Source organism: Acinetobacter harbinensis, from assembly GCF_000816495.1.
Classification (GTDB): domain Bacteria; phylum Pseudomonadota; class Gammaproteobacteria; order Pseudomonadales; family Moraxellaceae; genus Acinetobacter; species Acinetobacter harbinensis.
Window position 1 is genome coordinate 648835 of the sequence record NZ_JXBK01000001.1, and the last position, 17323, is coordinate 666157.

16 protein-coding genes and 1 riboswitch are annotated in these 17323 nt (G+C 42.9%); of the genes, 5 read left to right on the plus strand and 11 right to left on the minus strand.

Annotated features, from left to right (window positions below; translation table 11 throughout):
* Positions 1 to 16: 16 nt before the first annotated feature.
* From gluQRS to SE27_RS03060, 6 genes are all read right to left on the minus strand, one after another.
* The gene (gluQRS, locus tag SE27_RS03030; protein WP_039620746.1) at positions 17 to 955 is read right to left on the minus strand and encodes a tRNA glutamyl-Q(34) synthetase GluQRS; all 939 of its coding nucleotides are present in this window, start codon (positions 953 to 955) and stop codon (positions 17 to 19) included.
* Positions 956 to 957: 2 nt separating this feature from the next.
* Entirely contained in the window at positions 958 to 1485 is a 528-nt protein-coding gene (gene dksA / locus SE27_RS03035; RefSeq protein ID WP_039620747.1) for an RNA polymerase-binding protein DksA, read from the minus strand.
* A 209-nt stretch (positions 1486 to 1694) separates the two neighbouring features.
* A complete protein-coding gene (cpdA, locus tag SE27_RS03040; protein WP_039620749.1) occupies positions 1695 to 2504 on the minus strand; it encodes a 3',5'-cyclic-AMP phosphodiesterase in 810 nt (269 codons plus the stop codon).
* An 11-nt stretch (positions 2505 to 2515) separates the two neighbouring features.
* Complete coding sequence (locus SE27_RS03045) at positions 2516 to 3136, minus strand: NUDIX domain-containing protein (protein ID WP_039620751.1); 621 nt, start codon at positions 3134 to 3136, stop codon at positions 2516 to 2518.
* Between the two features lie 75 nt (positions 3137 to 3211).
* A complete protein-coding gene (gene thiC / locus SE27_RS03050; RefSeq protein ID WP_039620752.1) occupies positions 3212 to 5107 on the minus strand; it encodes a phosphomethylpyrimidine synthase ThiC in 1896 nt (631 codons plus the stop codon).
* 113 nt (positions 5108 to 5220) lie between these two features.
* Positions 5221 to 5362: riboswitch (TPP riboswitch) on the minus strand.
* Positions 5363 to 5451: 89 nt separating this feature from the next.
* The gene (locus SE27_RS03060; protein ID WP_171160652.1) at positions 5452 to 6531 is read right to left on the minus strand and encodes a hypothetical protein; all 1080 of its coding nucleotides are present in this window, start codon (positions 6529 to 6531) and stop codon (positions 5452 to 5454) included.
* 270 nt (positions 6532 to 6801) lie between these two features.
* Here SE27_RS03060 and abuO point away from each other — a divergent pair, with 270 nt between their 5' ends.
* Positions 6802 to 8154: a multidrug efflux outer membrane protein AbuO gene (gene abuO / locus SE27_RS03065; protein WP_039620756.1), complete on the plus strand. Its 1353-nt coding sequence runs from the start codon at positions 6802 to 6804 to the stop codon at positions 8152 to 8154.
* 97 nt (positions 8155 to 8251) lie between these two features.
* The gene (gene phoU / locus SE27_RS03070) at positions 8252 to 8971 is read left to right on the plus strand and encodes a phosphate signaling complex protein PhoU (RefSeq protein ID WP_039620757.1); all 720 of its coding nucleotides are present in this window, start codon (positions 8252 to 8254) and stop codon (positions 8969 to 8971) included.
* A gap of 8 nt (positions 8972 to 8979) precedes the next feature.
* On the opposite strand, the gene SE27_RS03075 is transcribed toward phoU, so the two are convergent.
* A complete protein-coding gene (locus SE27_RS03075) occupies positions 8980 to 10782 on the minus strand; it encodes an ABC transporter ATP-binding protein (protein ID WP_039620759.1) in 1803 nt (600 codons plus the stop codon).
* A 134-nt stretch (positions 10783 to 10916) separates the two neighbouring features.
* On the opposite strand from SE27_RS03075, the gene SE27_RS03080 reads away from it, so the two are divergent.
* Positions 10917 to 11534: an alpha-ketoglutarate-dependent dioxygenase AlkB family protein gene (locus SE27_RS03080; protein WP_039620761.1), complete on the plus strand. Its 618-nt coding sequence runs from the start codon at positions 10917 to 10919 to the stop codon at positions 11532 to 11534.
* Between the two features lie 169 nt (positions 11535 to 11703).
* On the opposite strand, the gene SE27_RS03085 is transcribed toward SE27_RS03080, so the two are convergent.
* From SE27_RS03085 to recN, 4 genes are all read right to left on the minus strand, one after another.
* On the minus strand, positions 11704 to 12483 hold the full coding sequence (locus SE27_RS03085) for an IclR family transcriptional regulator (protein WP_039620763.1): 780 nt from the start codon (positions 12481 to 12483) through the stop codon (positions 11704 to 11706).
* 298 nt (positions 12484 to 12781) lie between these two features.
* On the minus strand, positions 12782 to 13225 hold the full coding sequence (ruvX, locus tag SE27_RS03090; RefSeq protein ID WP_039620765.1) for a Holliday junction resolvase RuvX: 444 nt from the start codon (positions 13223 to 13225) through the stop codon (positions 12782 to 12784).
* Entirely contained in the window at positions 13218 to 13772 is a 555-nt protein-coding gene (locus SE27_RS03095) for a YqgE/AlgH family protein (protein ID WP_039620767.1), read from the minus strand. Before SE27_RS03095 ends, ruvX begins: the two co-directional genes overlap by 8 nt.
* Before the next feature lie 111 nt (positions 13773 to 13883).
* Positions 13884 to 15545 carry a DNA repair protein RecN gene (gene recN / locus SE27_RS03100; protein ID WP_039620769.1) on the minus strand — a complete coding sequence of 554 codons (1662 nt, stop codon included), beginning with the start codon at positions 15543 to 15545 and terminating at the stop codon, positions 13884 to 13886.
* 561 nt (positions 15546 to 16106) lie between these two features.
* Between recN and ppnP the strand changes: the two genes are divergently transcribed.
* Entirely contained in the window at positions 16107 to 16430 is a 324-nt protein-coding gene (ppnP, locus tag SE27_RS03105) for a pyrimidine/purine nucleoside phosphorylase (RefSeq protein WP_039620771.1), read from the plus strand.
* 130 nt (positions 16431 to 16560) lie between these two features.
* Positions 16561 to 17310: a 23S rRNA (guanosine(2251)-2'-O)-methyltransferase RlmB gene (gene rlmB / locus SE27_RS03110; RefSeq protein ID WP_039620773.1), complete on the plus strand. Its 750-nt coding sequence runs from the start codon at positions 16561 to 16563 to the stop codon at positions 17308 to 17310.
* Positions 17311 to 17323: the final 13 nt, after the last annotated feature.

Genomic DNA, 17323 nt, shown 5'->3' on the forward strand with positions numbered 1-17323 from the left:
GTAGGGTTTTTTTCTGCTACAAATAATGGCCTGACAGTTGTTTGCTGTGGGGAATATGTTGAATACTCCACTGCATGATGGCTTGCTTGAGCATATTTTCCGGTACATCTAAGTCAACATCAGGTTGATGTAAAGCGCGTAGTGCCTGTTGCAATAATTCAGGCGCACGGCTTAAATCCAGTGCGTGGGCTAAATTCTGTTTTGAGAGTTTTTGACCTTGGGAATTCATTGCCAACGGCAAGTGCATATAACTTAACTCAGGATAATGTAAGACACGGCCTAACCAGATTTGTCGTTCAGTGTTATCCAGCAAATCTGCACCACGTACCACGTGAGTAATTCCTTGTAGATAATCATCGACCACCACAGCCAACTGATAATTGATAATGCCATCGCGGCGTTTTAGTACAAAATCACCTAAATCTTGTTGCAGATTGGCGCAATGTTTGCCTTGTAAACGATCATCAAAACAAATCTGCTGATCTGCGACTTTAAGCCGAATGGCTTGCTGCTCAAAAGCTAAATTTAACCCTCGACAGCTACCGGCATAAATATGCGATGAACCCAACATTTTGCGCGTGCATTGGCAGGCATAAACTTGCCGATCCTGTGCCAGTTGATCGAGCACCGCTTCATACAGCGCTAAGCGATCTTTTTGAAAAATGATGTCGTCGTCAGGTTGAAACCCAAACGCGTCAATGCAGCGCAAAATATGCTGTTCGCTACCGGGATAGATCCGTGGAATGTCGGTGTCTTCAATACGCACCAGCCACCGGCCATGCTGCGCTTTGGCATCACAATAACTGGCCACTGCGGTAATTAGTGAGCCAAAATGCAAAGGGCCGGTTGGCGAGGGCGCGAACCGACCTGAATAGGCAACGCAATTTAGCGGAACATTGTTCCGCTGCTGCGCAAGCACAAAGCTAGGCTTTGCTGAGGATTCTGTAACCGTCACGCTTAACCGTTATTTTGCTTCTCTTTGATTTCTGCGAGTGTTTTGCAGTCAATACAAAGGGTTGCTGTTGGACGTGCTTCAAGACGACGCAGACCAATCTCAATACCACAGGTTTCACAGAAACCATAATCATCGTTTTTAATCGCTTCAACCGATTGCTCAATTTTACGAATTAATTTACGTTCACGATCACGGGTACGGAGTTCAATTGCAAACTCTTCTTCTTGTGTGGCACGATCATTAACATCAGGCAATGCCGTGTTTTCATCCTGCATCGTATTTAAAGTACGATCCACTTCAGACATCAGCTCTTCTTTCCATGCCAACAGAATTTGGCGGAAATGCTCAAGCTGTCCTTCGGACATGTATTCTTCATTTTTTTTCGGCTGATAAGGTGCAATACCAAATAAGCTAGCAGTAGAACCACTTTCTGACGCTTTTGGCTTGGTTTTTCGCACGCGTTTTGTAGATTTTTCATCTACAACTTCAGCTTGTTCGTCCAAGACTTGATTTTGGTTGTCATTCGCCATGTAGGGCATTCCTCATCATATACGCATTATCTATACGCAAAAAATATGGTGATATGCAAGTGTTTTTATCCCGCCCGTAGGAGATTCCTCCTTGGGGCGCGTCATCATATAGACTTTTCAGAATTTTTGATAGTCCTTGATGGCGTGACTCGATCGACCACATTTTTTTGTGAAGCCATAAAGTAATAGAAAAAAACCAAAATGAAAAGTTAATAACCTGAAATTTCACCATTATTTTTTTGTTGTAAATTTGCAGCGCGATGCACTTGGGTGTGTAACTCGCCATTGGCTGTTAAACGCAGCATGCGAAACCCCGGTGCTTGTTCATCTAAGGCGAAATGATCACTGAGCGGTTTAAACTGAATACACGTCGATGGAGTGGAAAAAAATTGAATATTTTTCCATTCATTTAACGAATCTTGATGTACATGACCACAAATAACGGCTTTGACATGGGGATATTGCGCTAAAACATCGACCAAATCGGCAGTATTCTTCAGTTTATGTTGATCGATCCATTTTGATTTCATATCAAATGGATGATGGTGACAAGCCACCAGTACAAACTGCTCGGACAGCGCGGCTAAAATATGCTCAAGTTGTTGTAATTGGCTGGGTGCAATGCAGCCTTCTATTTTACCGCAGATCGCTGTGTTTAACAGCACCACACGCCACTTGCCAAAAGGCAAAACGTGTACTTGATTTTGCTGCTGATGAAACGGAAAGTAATCGATATGATCATGATTTCCGGGCACTTGATAAAATGGAATACCCAGTTGCTGCATAAAAGCCAAATAACGTGCATAGGTTTTTTCAACCGGTACTTGCGCTAAATCACCGGTATGAATAATGGCATCGGCATCCGGATAGTGCTGTTGAACTTGCTGCATCACCGCGTGAAAGCTCTGTTCAGGATTCATCTGCACAAATTCTAAGTCGTCTTCGTCCATCAGATGGGTATCAGAAATTTGAATGATGGTCCAGTCTCGCTGATCATCTGTAGGTGAAGATAAGGTCATGTCTGAGTCCTTTAGACCTTCTGCGTACTTTGAATATGCTGCTGTAACCACTGCACAGCCATAATCACCGGTGCATTTCTAAGTCGACCATTGGTCATTAAGGTGGGTATTTGATTATAGTCAATTAAATGCAATTGAATATTTTCACCTTCATCCGGCATGCCAAAAATACCGCCTTGCTGCGGCAACTCAGCGGCTGCACTATACAAATGAAACAGCTCAGAGCAGGCACCGGCAGACGGATAAAAACTAAATAGATGCTGTAATTCATTAATTTGACAGCCTGATTCTTCTAAACTTTCACGGCGGATACAGCTTTCAGGCGATTCATCACCATCTAACACACCGGCAATGATTTCCAGTTGCCAAGGTGAATCGACATCATCCATTGCACCAATGCGAAACTGCTCAATTAAGGCAAATTTTTGTTGTAGATCATCATAGATTATGACACCAGCCGCTTCAGGGCGATGAATGACTTCGCGTTGCAGGGTTGGGGTAAAGCCGGTTTGATGAAATAGACGATGGCTTAGCTTTACTTTTTCGACTTGAACAAAGCCGCGGAATACATATTCGCGCGACTGAATTTTGACTTGATCACTGTTATATGTGGCGTGTTTAATAATATTCATATAGCACAGTCAGGATGAAAAGCATAACTTCATCCTAACTGAGATTTTGATGAAAATAAAAGATTTTTAAGCAAATTACAGCTTATGGTACAATTTTTGACCATGTTCCTGATAGGTGGTTTTCATGGCATTAAATCCCGCTGCAATCTCGGCATTTTTTTCTTCGACTTGCTGTGCATTGCTTTGATTTTTCGCATAATCTCGCACATTTTGCGTGATTTTCATGGAGCAGAATTTAGGGCCACACATTGAGCAGAAATGTGCCGATTTATGTGCCTCTTTGGGCATAGTTTCATCATGCATACTACGCGCTGTATCGGGGTCGAGGCTTAAATTAAACTGATCTTCCCAGCGAAATTCAAAACGTGCTTTGGACAAGGCATTGTCGCGGACTTGCGAACCGGGATGGCCTTTGGCTAAATCTGCGGCATGTGCAGCAATTTTATAGGTGATGATGCCATCTTTGACATCTTTCTTGTTGGGTAGACCCAAATGCTCTTTTGGGGTCACATAACACAGCATCGCGGTGCCATACCAACCAATCATGGCCGCGCCAATGGCGGAGGTGATGTGATCATAACCGGGGGCAATATCAGTGGTTAACGGTCCCAAAGTATAGAACGGCGCTTCTTGACAGACTTCAAGTTGTAAATCCATATTTTCTTTAATCATGTGCATCGGCACATGTCCGGGACCTTCAATCATCACTTGTACGTCATGTTTCCACGCGCGGTGCGTCAGTTCGCCTAGCGTGCGCAGTTCACTAAATTGTGCTTCGTCATTGGCATCTTGGATGCAGCCCGGACGTAAGCCATCGCCCAAACTAAAGGAGACATCATAGGCTTTCATGATTTCACAGATCTCATCAAAGTGAGTATAGAGAAAGTTCTCTTGGTGATGCGCCAAACACCACTGCGCCATAATCGAGCCGCCACGCGAGACGATTCCGGTTAGACGCTCTGCGGTAAGTGGCACATAACGCAGCAATACGCCGGCATGAATGGTGAAATAATCGACCCCTTGTTCGGCTTGTTCAATTAAGGTGTCTTTAAAAATTTCCCAGGTTAAATCTTCAGCCACGCCATCGACTTTTTCTAAGGCTTGATAGATCGGCACGGTACCAATCGGCACCGGTGAGTTACGGATAATCCATTCACGGGTTTCATGAATATTTTTACCGGTAGATAAATCCATGATGGTGTCGGCACCCCAACGCGTGGCCCACGTCATCTTGGCGACTTCTTCATCAATTGATGAACCAAGCGCGGAGTTCCCAATATTGGCATTGATTTTTACTAAAAAATTCCGCCCAATAATCATCGGTTCAATTTCAGGATGATTAATATTGGCTGGAATAATGGCACGGCCTTCAGCCACTTCTTGACGGACAAATTCTGGGGTAATTTCGGTAAGATTTTTCGCGCCAAAATTTTGTCCCGCATGCTGACGTGTATCGGTGCCTTCGCGTTGGCGCTGATTTTCACGAATCGCAATATATTCCATTTCAGGGGTAATCATGCCTTGACGTGCGTAGTGCATTTGCGTGACATTTTTACCGGTTTTGGCGCGACGTGGCTTTTGAATATGGGCAAAGCGGATGTCTGCGGTGCGAATATCTTTTAAGCGTTCTTGGCCAAAGTGTGAGCTGAGATGTGCTAATTGTTCGGTGTCTTGGCGCTCAGCAATCCAAGCTTCACGCACATTCGGCAAACCTTGATTTAAATCAATGCTGATTTTCGGATCAGTATAGACCCCTGAGGTGTCATAGACCAAAATATCAGGGTTGTGCTCACCGCCTAAACCGGTTGGGGTGTCGGTTAATTCAATGGCGCGCATCGGCACTTGAATGTCAGCACGGGAGCCTTGCAGATAGACTTTTTTAGAGGCCGGCAAAATGCGGCTCAGATCTTTGGCATCTTGCTCATGTTGAGCAGAAATATCTGGAGCAGATAGATTCGTTAATTGGTTCATTGCTTTAATCCTTATGAATGACATCAACGAATCAAGCACGACCAAAAACGTGGCATATGGATCAAATTTTTATCCTGCTAAAGGATAAAAATTTGGATCAATACAAGGCGTCGGTTTTTAGATGGCTTGATTCCTACGCAGGTCTTAACCTGATCAGGTTCAACGGTACTCACGCTGCAATGACTTCGATCAAAAGGATGAAAGTCATGGATGGGTGATCTCAGCGAGTTCTTACTCGCGCTCCGTCAAGCTATGGATAAATACTAACATGCTGCTTCAGGAAAAGCTTGGAGATTCAAAATTGGATACTTATTCAGCGCTATCTCAATCCACTTAAGCGCAGATTAATGACAGATGGCATCGCTAAAACAGTCGCGCGTAGGCGAGGGCTGAAGTGAGCTGAGGCCTAAATATTGCGCCAATTGTTGTTGTGCTAAGCCAGATTCAGTACTTGAAGAGGCTATTTTTTTTGTGGTTTGAACTGGAATGTGTTGCAGACGCTGTGCTTCAGAAAGCTGTAAAAATTGTAGAAATTTATTGGCTTGTGCAGCTAGCGTTGAGTTTTTTAGTTTGGCTAATTTTTCAATTTCTTCCATTGCGCTATTTTGAATGGCATAGCGATCGATATAGCTCTCCGACACCGGAGAATCGTCTAGACCGAGGAATAAAAATACGCTGTAGCGTTGCAGAAGATAGCGCGCATCTTTACGATAACTGCTGTTTGGATATTGTTTTAAATACTCTTCCCAAAATAAAGCACGATTAACAATTTCATGCGGTTCAATGCTGAGACGGGATTCAGTAAAGGCCGGTTGCATATTCTGTGCAGCTAAATTTTCAATAAAAATCTGTTCCGCTGGCGGCATATACGGTGCAAAAATCTTGGCTAAATATTCAGGACTGCGGCGATATTGCAATTGTCCGTCCCCCACGTCGATCACTTCAATATAGGCCTGACCGGTATGTTTTAATAAATATTGATCACGTAAATTAAGCTGTTCGAAATGATTTTGCTGCAAGGTCGGATGCTGTGATAAGTCAAAGGCATAATGTTCAAAAGCCGCTTGTTGTGAGGCATTGCGGTTTACGGTTAAAAATTTACGATACATTTGATTGGATAAGCTTAAAAAATGTTTTTGTTCTTCAAAATTCGAGAGCGGCAAACATAATTTTAAGTCTTGATTGATTTGCTCTAAGGCAAAAGTAGTACGTTCTGCATCAATACTGGCGATATTTTTCTCAATATTTTTGCACAGCAAAGACAAGTCCACAATCTCATCTTGTGGTACAGATTGTGTTTGAGGCTGTTGCTCAATCGGCTGTGGCTGCGGTTTCTGACAGCCGAGCAACAGCGCAAGACTGACACAGACGATATAGGCCAGCACTGTTTTTACAGACAGACGTTCACGGAAAAATACAGTCATTCTATATTTAAATACAGTCAACAATGATGGGAGTGGATATGCGCTATTTTAGCGCTGTAAGCACAAGGGTCTGTGTAGTATTGTGATGACGTTTAGTTACGCGCTGTGAGAATGTACTGCAGTTGAGTCGAGATCCAGCAGATGCAGTGCTGAGGATTAAAATAAACAAAAAATAGCGTTAATCTGGGTTAGAGTATTCTAAGATGATCGGGTTTTTAGAGAAAAAAATCGCTTTGCGTGCTGATTTATAGTGGGAAATTACGATAAAAAATGAAGATTAAAACAATCATCAGTGTGGGCGTTTTATTGCTCAGTCCATATAGTTATGCTTTAGATTTGGTCGAAGCCTATCAACGTGCACAAAGTACCGATCCCAATTGGCAAGCCAATCTTTTGCAGTACGAGGCCGATCAACTGAATTTAGGTTTAGCACAAGGCAATTTATTACCGACCATTAGCGTTTCAGGCAATGTGACGCGTAAAAGCCAAGCACAAAATTCTACTCCGATTGAAAACTTTCCAGTCGATGCTTTTGGTGCATCGTCTTCTACCACGCAGCAAATTGCAGTCACTGCACGGCAGCCGATTTTCCGCTGGGATGCATGGCAAGCGTTAAAGCAAGTCAAAACCTCCTTAAGTTTAAGCGAAGTTAATTTGCAGCTCCAACGTCAAGCGCATATTTTGGATGTTTCAGAGGCGTATTTTAATGTACTGCGTCAACAAAGTTTAACCACTGCCAACTTACAAGAAGAAAAGGCGCTGTTAGAACAGCTCAATATGATGAATGCCAAATTACGCGAAGGTTTGGTGGCCAAAAGTGAAGTCAGTGAAGCCAATGCCCAATACCAAAGTGCGCGCGCCAATCGGATTGCCACCCATGTACAGTTGATTTTGGCACAAGAACAATTGGCACAGTTGATTGGGCCATATAAAGAAAACTTGGCTGTTTTAAACAGCAACTTTGCATTTCAAAAACCGTATCCGGCTGATTTAGAGGCATGGCTGTTGCTGGCGCAAAATCAAAATTTAGCCATTCAACAGGCGCGAATGCAGCAGCAATATGCCGAAGACCAGAAACGTATTGATGAAGCAGCGCGCTATCCACAACTCGAAGCGGTCGCAAGCTATGGTTATGCCAAACAATCTCCGCAAAGCATTATCTCCAGTGATGGGCCGTTCGATCAAATTGGACTGGAGATGAATTGGAATCTGTATAGTGGTGGTCGCACACAAAAAACCATTCAAAAAGCGGCTGTGAATATCCGAAAATCCCAAGCACAGTTAGAGGCCGCCATACGTAAAGCCAATACGGATGTGAAAAAATCTTATATGCAGGTCGAGACCGATCAAGCCAAATTACAGGCCCGTAAAGCGGCCATGGATTCGGCAGCAACCGTGTCAGAGGCTTCGCAAGCGCAATATCAAGAAGGCTTAAAAAGTATGGTCGATGTATTGCTGGCGCAAAGAAATGCATTTTCGGCCAAGCAAGATTATTTAAATGCACAATATGATTATTTAATGAATGTTTTACGCTTAAAAGCTGCGGTTGGACACCTCACACAACACGACCTTGAAGATTTAAATGCATGGTTGATGGAAAAGCCGAACAACGACAAGCGTTAATGGGTTTTTAGGTTTGTCATCAAAGCTTCATACTGGCTGTGCTTTAATAGTGAACAATTGCCCTAATCTTAAAAATGTTGCTGTGGAGTGCCTATTCGTGCCAAATAATCCCGTGTTAAGTCATCATATTTCTTCGCAATTTAATGAAGAAATGCAGCAGGTCAATACCAAATTTATGACCATGGGCGGCTTGGTGGAACAGCAAGTGGCCAATGGAATTCGCGCACTCTTGGATACCGATGCCAACTTAGCCATTGAAGTGCAGTTTCAAGACAACATTGTCAATCGTCTTGAAATAGAAATTGATGAAGCTTTAACCTTGATTTTAGCGCGTCGCCATCCAGCGGCCATTGATTTGCGTATGGTGATTGCCATGTCCAAAGCCAATACCGATTTAGAGCGTATTGGGGACGAAGCCGCAAAAATTGCCCGCATTGCACAAAATTTATGTGAAGAGGGCAATTCACCACGCGGTTATATGGAAACCCGCCATATTGGTAATCAAGTACGGGTGATGATTCATGATGCTTTAGATGCTTTTGCACGTTTAGATATCGATCAAGCGCTGCGGGTATTACTGGCCGATGCCGATATTGACCGAGAATATCAATCTGCCACACGAACCTTAATGACCTATATGATTGAAGATCCAAGGCATATTTCCCGCGTGATTAATGTGTTATGGGTGCTGCGTTCATTAGAGCGCATAGGCGACCATGCACGTAATATTTCAGAACAAGTGATTTATATTGTGAAAGGTTTAGATGTGCGCCACAGCAGTGTGGAAGAAATTGAAGAAAAAGTACAAGAGCGTTAATTGTTAAATTAACTGTGCGTTTCTTCCTCGGCATCTTCTTCAAAGGTCTTGGCAATTTTTTCAATGTTTAAGCTTTTGGCCATAGCATCGAAAATTTCTTTATACACCCCATCTTGATGATAGAGCGCGTTGTGTTCGCCGTGTTCGGCAATATAACCTTCTTTCATCACATAGGTGTAATCGGCCTCAATGATTTGCGACAAACTGTGAGAAATAATAATCACTGTGCGGCCTTGTTTAATTTCATCCAAACTGTGCTTGATTTGCTCGGAAGCAATGGCATCTAAACTGGCGGTTGGTTCATCTAAAAAGATAATCGGTGGGTTTTTTAAAAACATACGCGCCAAGGCAATCCGTTGCTGTTGTCCGCCCGAGAGCATTAAGGCATCGGTCTCATAGGCTTTGGCCAGTTGCGAGATTTGTTCATGAATCGAGGCTTTTTTCGCAGCGACAATCACTTCTTCTAAACTGGCATCAGTTTTGCCATAACGAATATTTTCAAAAATAGTGCCTTGGAAAATATGATTTTTTTGCAGTACCAAGCCAATATTTTCGCGTAAATATTGCGTGTCAATGTCTTGTAAATCAATTCCGTCGAGTTGAATCTGCCCTGCAGCAGGGGGATAAAATTTATCCAATAGGCTAATCAGCGTCGATTTTCCTGCACCGGATAATCCGACCAGAGCGGTGATTTTATTGGGCTGAATCACCATGTTGATTTGTTTTAGCGCATGGTGGCCATTGGGATAATAAAAATCGACATTTTTAAGTTCAAATTTTCCCGTAATTGCTGGTTTTTGTACGCCACTGGATTCAATTTCATCATCGGCTTCTAAAATTTTAAAGAAACTTTCCGAGTAAATCATGGCGTCATTCACTTCATCATAAATACGATGTAATGAACGAATAGGCGCTGAGACGTTATTAAACAGCAAGATATGATACATAATCATGCCGATACTCATTTGGCCATCGAGTACAAAATAAGCGGTTAAAATAATGATCAGCACAATACCAATTTGTTCAATAAAGGTTTTTAGACCATCAAATATGAAACTAATTTGACGGGTTTGCATTTGATTTTCGGTCAGCTCTTTTTGTAATTTAAGTTGTTTATCGGCCTCAATGGCTTCACGGTTAAAGGATTTGATCACGGTAATTGAGTTAATAATACTTAAAATACCTTGGCTCTTTTTTTCACGGCCATCGCGTAAATTACGACGCCAACCGCCCAGTTTTTTGGCTTGTTTAAAGGTCAGCCAAAAATATACCGGCACAATACTCAAAGCCACCAGACCGACATAAAAGTTGGCATAAAACATTAAACCCAACGCCACAATGGCACTGGTAAACAGCGGTAAAATATCAATAAAGAAAATTTGTACCAAGCGCGTGAGTGAGCCGATACCACGGTCAATTCGGGTCTGTAATTTTCCGGCTTGGTTATTGTCGGCATTGAAAAAAGCCAGTTGATAGGTCAGGAATTTTTCAATAATCCCTTGGGCTAAATCTTGGGAAACAAAAATACGCAGCTTTTCGCCATAAAATTTTTGCCCAAATTGTACCAAGGCATTGATCACTTCTTTACCCAGTAAAATAGCCGAGATGGTGATTAAAATATGCCAGCCTTCAGCCAAGCCCAAACCGGCTTCAATCAAGCGATTAATACTATCCACTGCATACTTTAACGTCAGCGCATTGACTTGAGCGGTTAGTGCACCAATCAAGGTTAAAATCAGCGTAGCAAACACCAAAAGGCGATACGGGTGTACAAATGGTTTAATTTTTTGAAATAAATGCCATAAGTTCATATACAGTTTTTACAGGTCAGCTTCGCTTTAGTCTAAGCAGGATCAGTTGCGCTCACAAGCCGCGACATTGTTGTAAATTGTGTCGTATCTGTATGCGTTAAACTAGAGATAAAATACACAATTGAGGGCAGATCATGAATTTTGAACTCTTTACGCCTGAGCCAGAAAATAACCTCTTGCCTTATGATGGCGTGGTGCAAGACTATGGGATAATTTTAACGCCCACACAAAGTGAGCAGTATCTGCAACATTTTTTAAATCAATTGCCGTGGCAAGCTGATGAGGTGTTTTTGTTTGGCCGCCGGCATATTACTGAGCGCAAAGTGGTGTGGTATGGCGATCAACAGTATGGCTATGCTTATTCCGGTACGCTGAAACAGGCGCAGCCGTGGGAGTGTGCGGTGTGGGATTTAAAGCAGCAGATTGAGACATTAATCGGTGATCGCTTTAATTCCTGTTTGGTTAATTTGTACCCAGATGGTAATCAGGGCATGGGTTGGCACAGTGATGATGAAGCCCATTTAAGCGATCAGCGGACACAGGAAACGGTGATTGCCTCATTAAGTTTAGGGGCGACACGAAAATTTAGTTTTAAGCATAAAAATAGCGCAGCCAAAGTCGATCTGTGCTTACACAGCGGCCAGTTGATTGTGATGCGCGGTCAGACCCAGCGCAATTGGCGGCATACTTTAAGAAAATCAACCCGTGTTTTACAGCCCAGAATCAATCTCACCTTTCGTTATTTTTTTTAAACAATACGTTTTTGAAAAAATTCAAAAATGTAGTGGGTTAGATGTAGATGATTCTAATCTACAGCTTAAGCAAGTAATACTTCGCGTCGAGTATCACGATAAAAAATGAAATGATCGCCATATCTTGTCAATTTATCAGCGATCTCAAAACCAAAGGTCGGCAGATTGCCTACATTTCAGAATCGTCATTTTGGGATAATTCGGCAAATTTTTTCTCAATCAATGCCGCATTTTCTTGCAAAATTTCAATCAGTTTTTGTAAATTGACGAACTCAAAACGATTTTTAGACGCCAATAATGTCAAAGCCAAAGGCGGTTCTTTGCTGGAGAAATTAATCGGAATAGATAAGCCAGCAATATTGGGATTTAATTCCCCATTGGAAAAATAATAACCCTGTTTTTTAATATGCTTCATTTTGAGTAAAAATTCAGCTTCATTCTCGGCAAAAGCCACTTCAGCCAGTTCGTGGGCAAAGCGTTGGTAATAATCTAAAATTTTGGCTTTAGGCAAATGCGAAAGAATCACTTTCGGTGAGGAACCGACAAATACTGGACGCGGACAGCCCCGACCATAGGACAGCAAAGTCTCATCTTTAAACACTTCATGATGAATATCGATACACGAGTCATGGTTGAGATGGGTCAGTAAACAGCAAAATTCCGTACGCTCTACAATCTGCTGCATAAACGGGATGCTAATTTGCACCAATGGATCGGTGGTGCGAGAGATATAATCCAACACTGCAATTTTAGAGCCGAGGGTATAATCACCCGAGGTGCCGCTTAAACGTTGCAGTAATTCAGTGGCCACTAATTCTTTTAAATAACGATAGCTGGTCGGTTTAGACAAAGCTAATTCTTCACTAATGAGATCGACATTAATGATCGGGCGAGACACCGAAAATAAATCCAAGACGGTGAGAATCTTACCAAAACTAGACAGTGCCATATGTACCTACTGAACTGAGATATTACAAAAGAGAAATTGAAAACACGAAGCGAAAAAAAGTAATCAAGTGCATCTACTGTATAACAAAAAAATGCCTAAAGCAGCGCTTTCATGCGGATAAAATCAGTGCAGGATGATTTTTATTGTTTATCATTTTAAAGTTATAGCGTTGATACAGCAAAAAATTGATCGCGCAAAAGATCAGTCGCCGTGAATATATTTTCGTATACTGCGCGTGGGTTTAAAGCTAAAAAAGCCAGCAAATAGGGCTGGCTGAAAAGCAGGATTGATCGTAAGATTAAGGCTTAACGCCCACGGCTTGTCGATACCAACTTTGAATAAACAATGCTGCGGCAATGCTGTCAGCAGCCAATTTTTTAGCGCGACCTTGTGCTTGATAATGCTCTAATTCATCACGTGCTTCACGTGTACTCAGCCGTTCATCCACCATCAGCGTGTTGATATTGGTTTGGTGTTGTAAGCGACGGGCAAATTTACGTGCACGGGTAGACAACTCGGATTCGCTGTCATCCATATTCAGCGGCAAACCGACCAAAAATAAAGTCGGTTGATACTGCTTCACAATTTTCAGTAACTCATCCCAATGCGGAATGCCATCTTTCATAGGAAACAGGGCCAGTGGGTTGGCGCTTTCAATCATCGATTGACCGACGGCCATGCCCATTTTTTGCGTACCAAAATCAAAGGCCATAATCATGTGTGCTGTAGCTGAATCAGGCATGTCCAATCTCTGATGCTAACCACATGCGATCGACGCCCATTTTTTTATAGGCAGCGTCCCAGCGGTCGTCATACGGTAAGTTAAAAATTAAATCCATATCGGAGTCACACACCAGCCAATCACCGCGTGACATTTCTTTTTCCAATTGATTTTTACTCCAACTGGTATAGCCCAATGCAATTTGGTAACGTCCCACCCCTTGATTTTGCGCAATGGCATCTAAAATATCTTTAGAGGTGGTAATGCAGACGTTTTCCCCTACAGCAACCGAAGAGTGCCAAGTCGGCTGTCCGGTATGCAGCACAAAGCCGGCTTCGGGGCGCAGTGGTCCGCCTTGTAACACTGCATGCGGATTGACATAGTCGGCTTCAATGTCTAAGTCATTTAATAACTCTTTGATCGATAGGCCTGTCGGACGATTAATAATAATCCCTTGAGCACCGTCCGCATCATGCCGGATCAAATAAATGATGCTATTGGCAAAAAAGTCATCGGCTAAATCGGGAGGTGCAATCAGACAGCGATGTGTCAGATATTGTTTGGTCATCTATCTCACTCCCCCTGAATATCTAAAAAAACAATTAAATCATCATCTGTTGATGACCAAGTTACTAAACTAATGCGGTTTCACCAAACCTTTTCGCTTTAAAGCATAAACTTACACTGCTTGAAACTTCAGTTGACGCAATTGTTTAGCGTGTTGCAATGTGGTGTCATTAATTTCCATGCCGCCGGTCATGCGCGCCAACTCATCAATGCGCGCATCTTCATTTAGGCTTAAAATGGTGCTGCTGGCGGGATCGGTCTGTTGTTTTTTCACCAATAAGTGCTGATCGGATTGCGCCGCGACCTGCGCTTGATGGGTAATACATAAAATTTGTACATGCTGCGCTAAACCTGCCAACAGACGTCCGACCATTTCAGCGGTACCGCCACTGATCCCCACATCAATCTCATCAAACACCAACACGTCAGAATCGGTTTTTTCAGCATTCATCACTTGCATCACCAACGCAATGCGTGACAATTCACCGCCAGATGCCACACGAGCCAAAGGCTGTGCCGGAATGCCTTTGTTGGCAGTAAACAGCAATTGAATGAAACTTAAACCTTCGGCACCGGCGTTTTCTAAGGGCTCAAATTTAAACTCAAAATAAGCTTCAGGTAAGGCCAGTTGTTTGACTTGTTCGGTTAGATGCTTGGCCAAGGGCAGCGCTGCCTCACGGCGAATTTGATCTAAAAGTTGCGCTTGAGCTAAAAAGGCTTGCTCAGACAACTGCACCTGTTCAGCCAAGGTTTCTGGGTCTTCAAGCTGCTGTAACTGTTCCAGTTCCTGCTGCCATGCCGCATATTCGTGTTTGAGCTGTTCAGGTTGCGTGCGATATTTACGTGCCAGTCGATGGAAAATTTCCAACTGTGCATTTAATTCTTCTACGCGCTGTGGATTGAAACTTTGCCGATCAATAAATTGGCGTAAATTGGCGCTGGCATCCTCAATTTCGCTTTGTGCATTAAGCAGTGAGGTATGAATCTCAGCCAATTGATCGCTGCGTCCAGCATGGGATTCTAAACGGCGCACCACACTGGAGAGTTCTTGGGTCAGATTCTGTTCAGCTTCGTCCAACACATTTAAACTGGCCCCACAATCCAACATGATATGTTCATGATGGCTGAGTCGATCAAACTCTTGCTCAATTTCTTTATAGTCAATGGCGGTGGTGTCTTCTAGTTCTTCAAGTTGTAGCTCTAAAGTGCTGATGCGATTTTTTCGAGTAACTTGCGCATCTAAAGCTGCTTGATGCTGACGGATATTTTTTTGCCACGTGCTGTAGGCATCACGCACCTGTTGCGCGGGCTGCTGAAAGTTACTGTAACGATCCAGCCACTGCTTAGGATAAGGTGGCTCGAGCAATTGTTGCTGACTGTGCTGACTATACAATTGCACCAACAGACGACCAATTTCTTTGAGCTCGGCCAAACTGCTGGGACGACCATTGATCCACGCTTTACTGCGGCCAGTGGCAAAAATCACCCGTCGCAGATGAATCTCTCCGGATTCATCTGCCAATTCATGTGCGCTTAACCATGCGGCTTCTAGGCTGTGTGCTGCATAGCTAAAGACCGCTGTGACATCAGCTTTGTCTGTGCCAAAACGCACGTAATTGGTGTCAGTGCGCTCACCTAAACAGGCAGACAGCGCATCGAGAAGTAATGATTTTCCGGCACCAGTTTCACCGGTTAAAACATTAAAGCCCGCTTCAATATCAATAGCAAGATGATCGGCTAAAGCAAAATTAATCAGAGTTAAGTGTGTCAGCATAAACGCATCCGAGCTGCGAAAGGTTTGAGTCTAAGATAGTGATATTTTGTTTTGGTCACAAGACGCTGGTTATTTTACCTGATATTGCACCTCAACATGAAACTACCTGTGTGACCTTCGAGCCAACCCAAACCACCCATTCAGAACATTATTGAAACTTACCGCCGTTTATCTATTTCAAATCACAGAAAATATGATCGGAAATAGGGATTAATGTATAGCAAATTGAAACGGATTTAACTGCGCTTCAATCACAAAACGCTGTTGAACTGGGCTGAATCGGGGGGATTTATCAGCCGCGCCTTGGTCTAAATCATCTGTATAAAAGCGCTAAAAAAAACTTTCGTCGACGATAAACAAAAACATATTTGTGCTTATCTCGTACATGTTTTAGACTTTGGCGAAATAGCTTAAATCTTCCTGTTATTTATGCAAAAAAACATCTGCAAAAATTGAAGATGGATAGATTTATCTGTATGAAACAGCGATGGATGAGTGAATGGCTGGCCTTTAAACTTCATCTATCAAAAACTATAAATGCGCATTATCTGGAGAATACGCATGTCAAATCAGTTTGATCACGTTTCTGTTATCAAAAAATCGAACGTTTATTTCGGTGGGTCATGTATTAGTCATACCGTACAATTTGAAGACGGTACCAAAAAAACCTTGGGAGTGATTCTTCCGACCGAACAAGCACTGACCTTTGAAACACATGTACCTGAACGCATGGAAATTATTTCTGGGGAATGTCGGGTTTATATTGCCGACAAAGAAGAAAGCGAATTATTTCGTGCCGGCCAATCTTTTTATGTGCCCGGTAACAGTCGTTTTAGAATCGAAACCGATGAAGTGCTCGATTACGTTTGTCACCTAGAAGGCTAAGACAACGTGGATTAAGGCCAAGAAATTTTAGCCTGAATCAGTTAAACTAGATTTAAACATCAATCCTGTAAAGTCAGCTTTGCAGGATTTTTCTTTTTTCTCAATTTTGATTATTTTTCAGAGGCCGTTCATGGCAAAAACAGAATATTTTTATGGCGTTCACTCGGTGGAGTCATTACTTGAGCTTGAGCCAGAGCGTGTACTGACTTTATTCACTCTCAAAGGTCGTGATGATCTGCGGTTAAAAAATGTGTTGGCCTTGGCCGATCCATTTGGAATTAGTGTGCAGCAAGCCAGTCGTGAAAAACTGGAAAAATTGGCCGGTCAACCGTTTCATCAAGGTGTAGTGGCAGCAGTTCGCGCTCATCCCGTGTTAAATGAAGAAGATCTACACGATCTACTGAAGCACAATCCACAGGCTTTATTGTTGGCGTTAGATCAAGTCACCGATCCACACAATTTAGGCGCCTGTATTCGTACAGCGGCGGCAATGGGCGTGGAAGCGGTAATTGTACCGCGTGATCGTTCAGCGAGCCTTACCCCAACTGCACGTAAAATTGCTGCGGGCGGTGCGGAGAAAGTTAAATTCATTCAAGTGACCAATTTGGCGCGCACTCTCAATAATATTAAAGATGAATTTAATGTGCGTGTAGTCGGTACCATGTTGGATGAGCATGCATTACCACTGCAACAATTTGATTTTACCGGTACAGGTGTCTGTGTGGTGATGGGTGCAGAAGATACCGGTTTACGTCCAATTACGCAGGCGCAGTGTGATCAGGCCGTCTATATTCCGATGGCGGGTAACTTACAAAGCTTAAATGTCAGTGTGGCAACTGGCATGGCGTTATATGAAGCCTGTCGCCAACGTAACGTATAAATTCATAGATTCA

What these genes read in the sequence shown, in the direction of transcription:
- dksA (WP_039620747.1), bottom strand. Translation starts at nt 1,485, where the DNA reads ATGGCGAATGACAACCAAAATCAAGTCTTGGACGAACAAGCTGAAGTT.
- cpdA (WP_039620749.1), bottom strand. Translation starts at nt 2,504, where the DNA reads ATGACCTTATCTTCACCTACAGATGATCAGCGAGACTGGACCATCATT.
- SE27_RS03045 (WP_039620751.1), bottom strand. Translation starts at nt 3,136, where the DNA reads ATGAATATTATTAAACACGCCACATATAACAGTGATCAAGTCAAAATT.
- thiC (WP_039620752.1), bottom strand. Translation starts at nt 5,107, where the DNA reads ATGAACCAATTAACGAATCTATCTGCTCCAGATATTTCTGCTCAACAT.
- SE27_RS03060 (WP_171160652.1), bottom strand. Translation starts at nt 6,531, where the DNA reads ATGACTGTATTTTTCCGTGAACGTCTGTCTGTAAAAACAGTGCTGGCC.
- abuO (WP_039620756.1), top strand. Translation starts at nt 6,802, where the DNA reads ATGAAGATTAAAACAATCATCAGTGTGGGCGTTTTATTGCTCAGTCCA.
- SE27_RS03075 (WP_039620759.1), bottom strand. Translation starts at nt 10,782, where the DNA reads ATGAACTTATGGCATTTATTTCAAAAAATTAAACCATTTGTACACCCG.
- SE27_RS03080 (WP_039620761.1), top strand. Translation starts at nt 10,917, where the DNA reads ATGAATTTTGAACTCTTTACGCCTGAGCCAGAAAATAACCTCTTGCCT.
- SE27_RS03085 (WP_039620763.1), bottom strand. Translation starts at nt 12,483, where the DNA reads ATGGCACTGTCTAGTTTTGGTAAGATTCTCACCGTCTTGGATTTATTT.
- ruvX (WP_039620765.1), bottom strand. Translation starts at nt 13,225, where the DNA reads ATGCCTGATTCAGCTACAGCACACATGATTATGGCCTTTGATTTTGGT.
- SE27_RS03095 (WP_039620767.1), bottom strand. Translation starts at nt 13,772, where the DNA reads ATGACCAAACAATATCTGACACATCGCTGTCTGATTGCACCTCCCGAT.
- recN (WP_039620769.1), bottom strand. Translation starts at nt 15,545, where the DNA reads ATGCTGACACACTTAACTCTGATTAATTTTGCTTTAGCCGATCATCTT.
- ppnP (WP_039620771.1), top strand. Translation starts at nt 16,107, where the DNA reads ATGTCAAATCAGTTTGATCACGTTTCTGTTATCAAAAAATCGAACGTT.
- rlmB (WP_039620773.1), top strand. Translation starts at nt 16,561, where the DNA reads ATGGCAAAAACAGAATATTTTTATGGCGTTCACTCGGTGGAGTCATTA.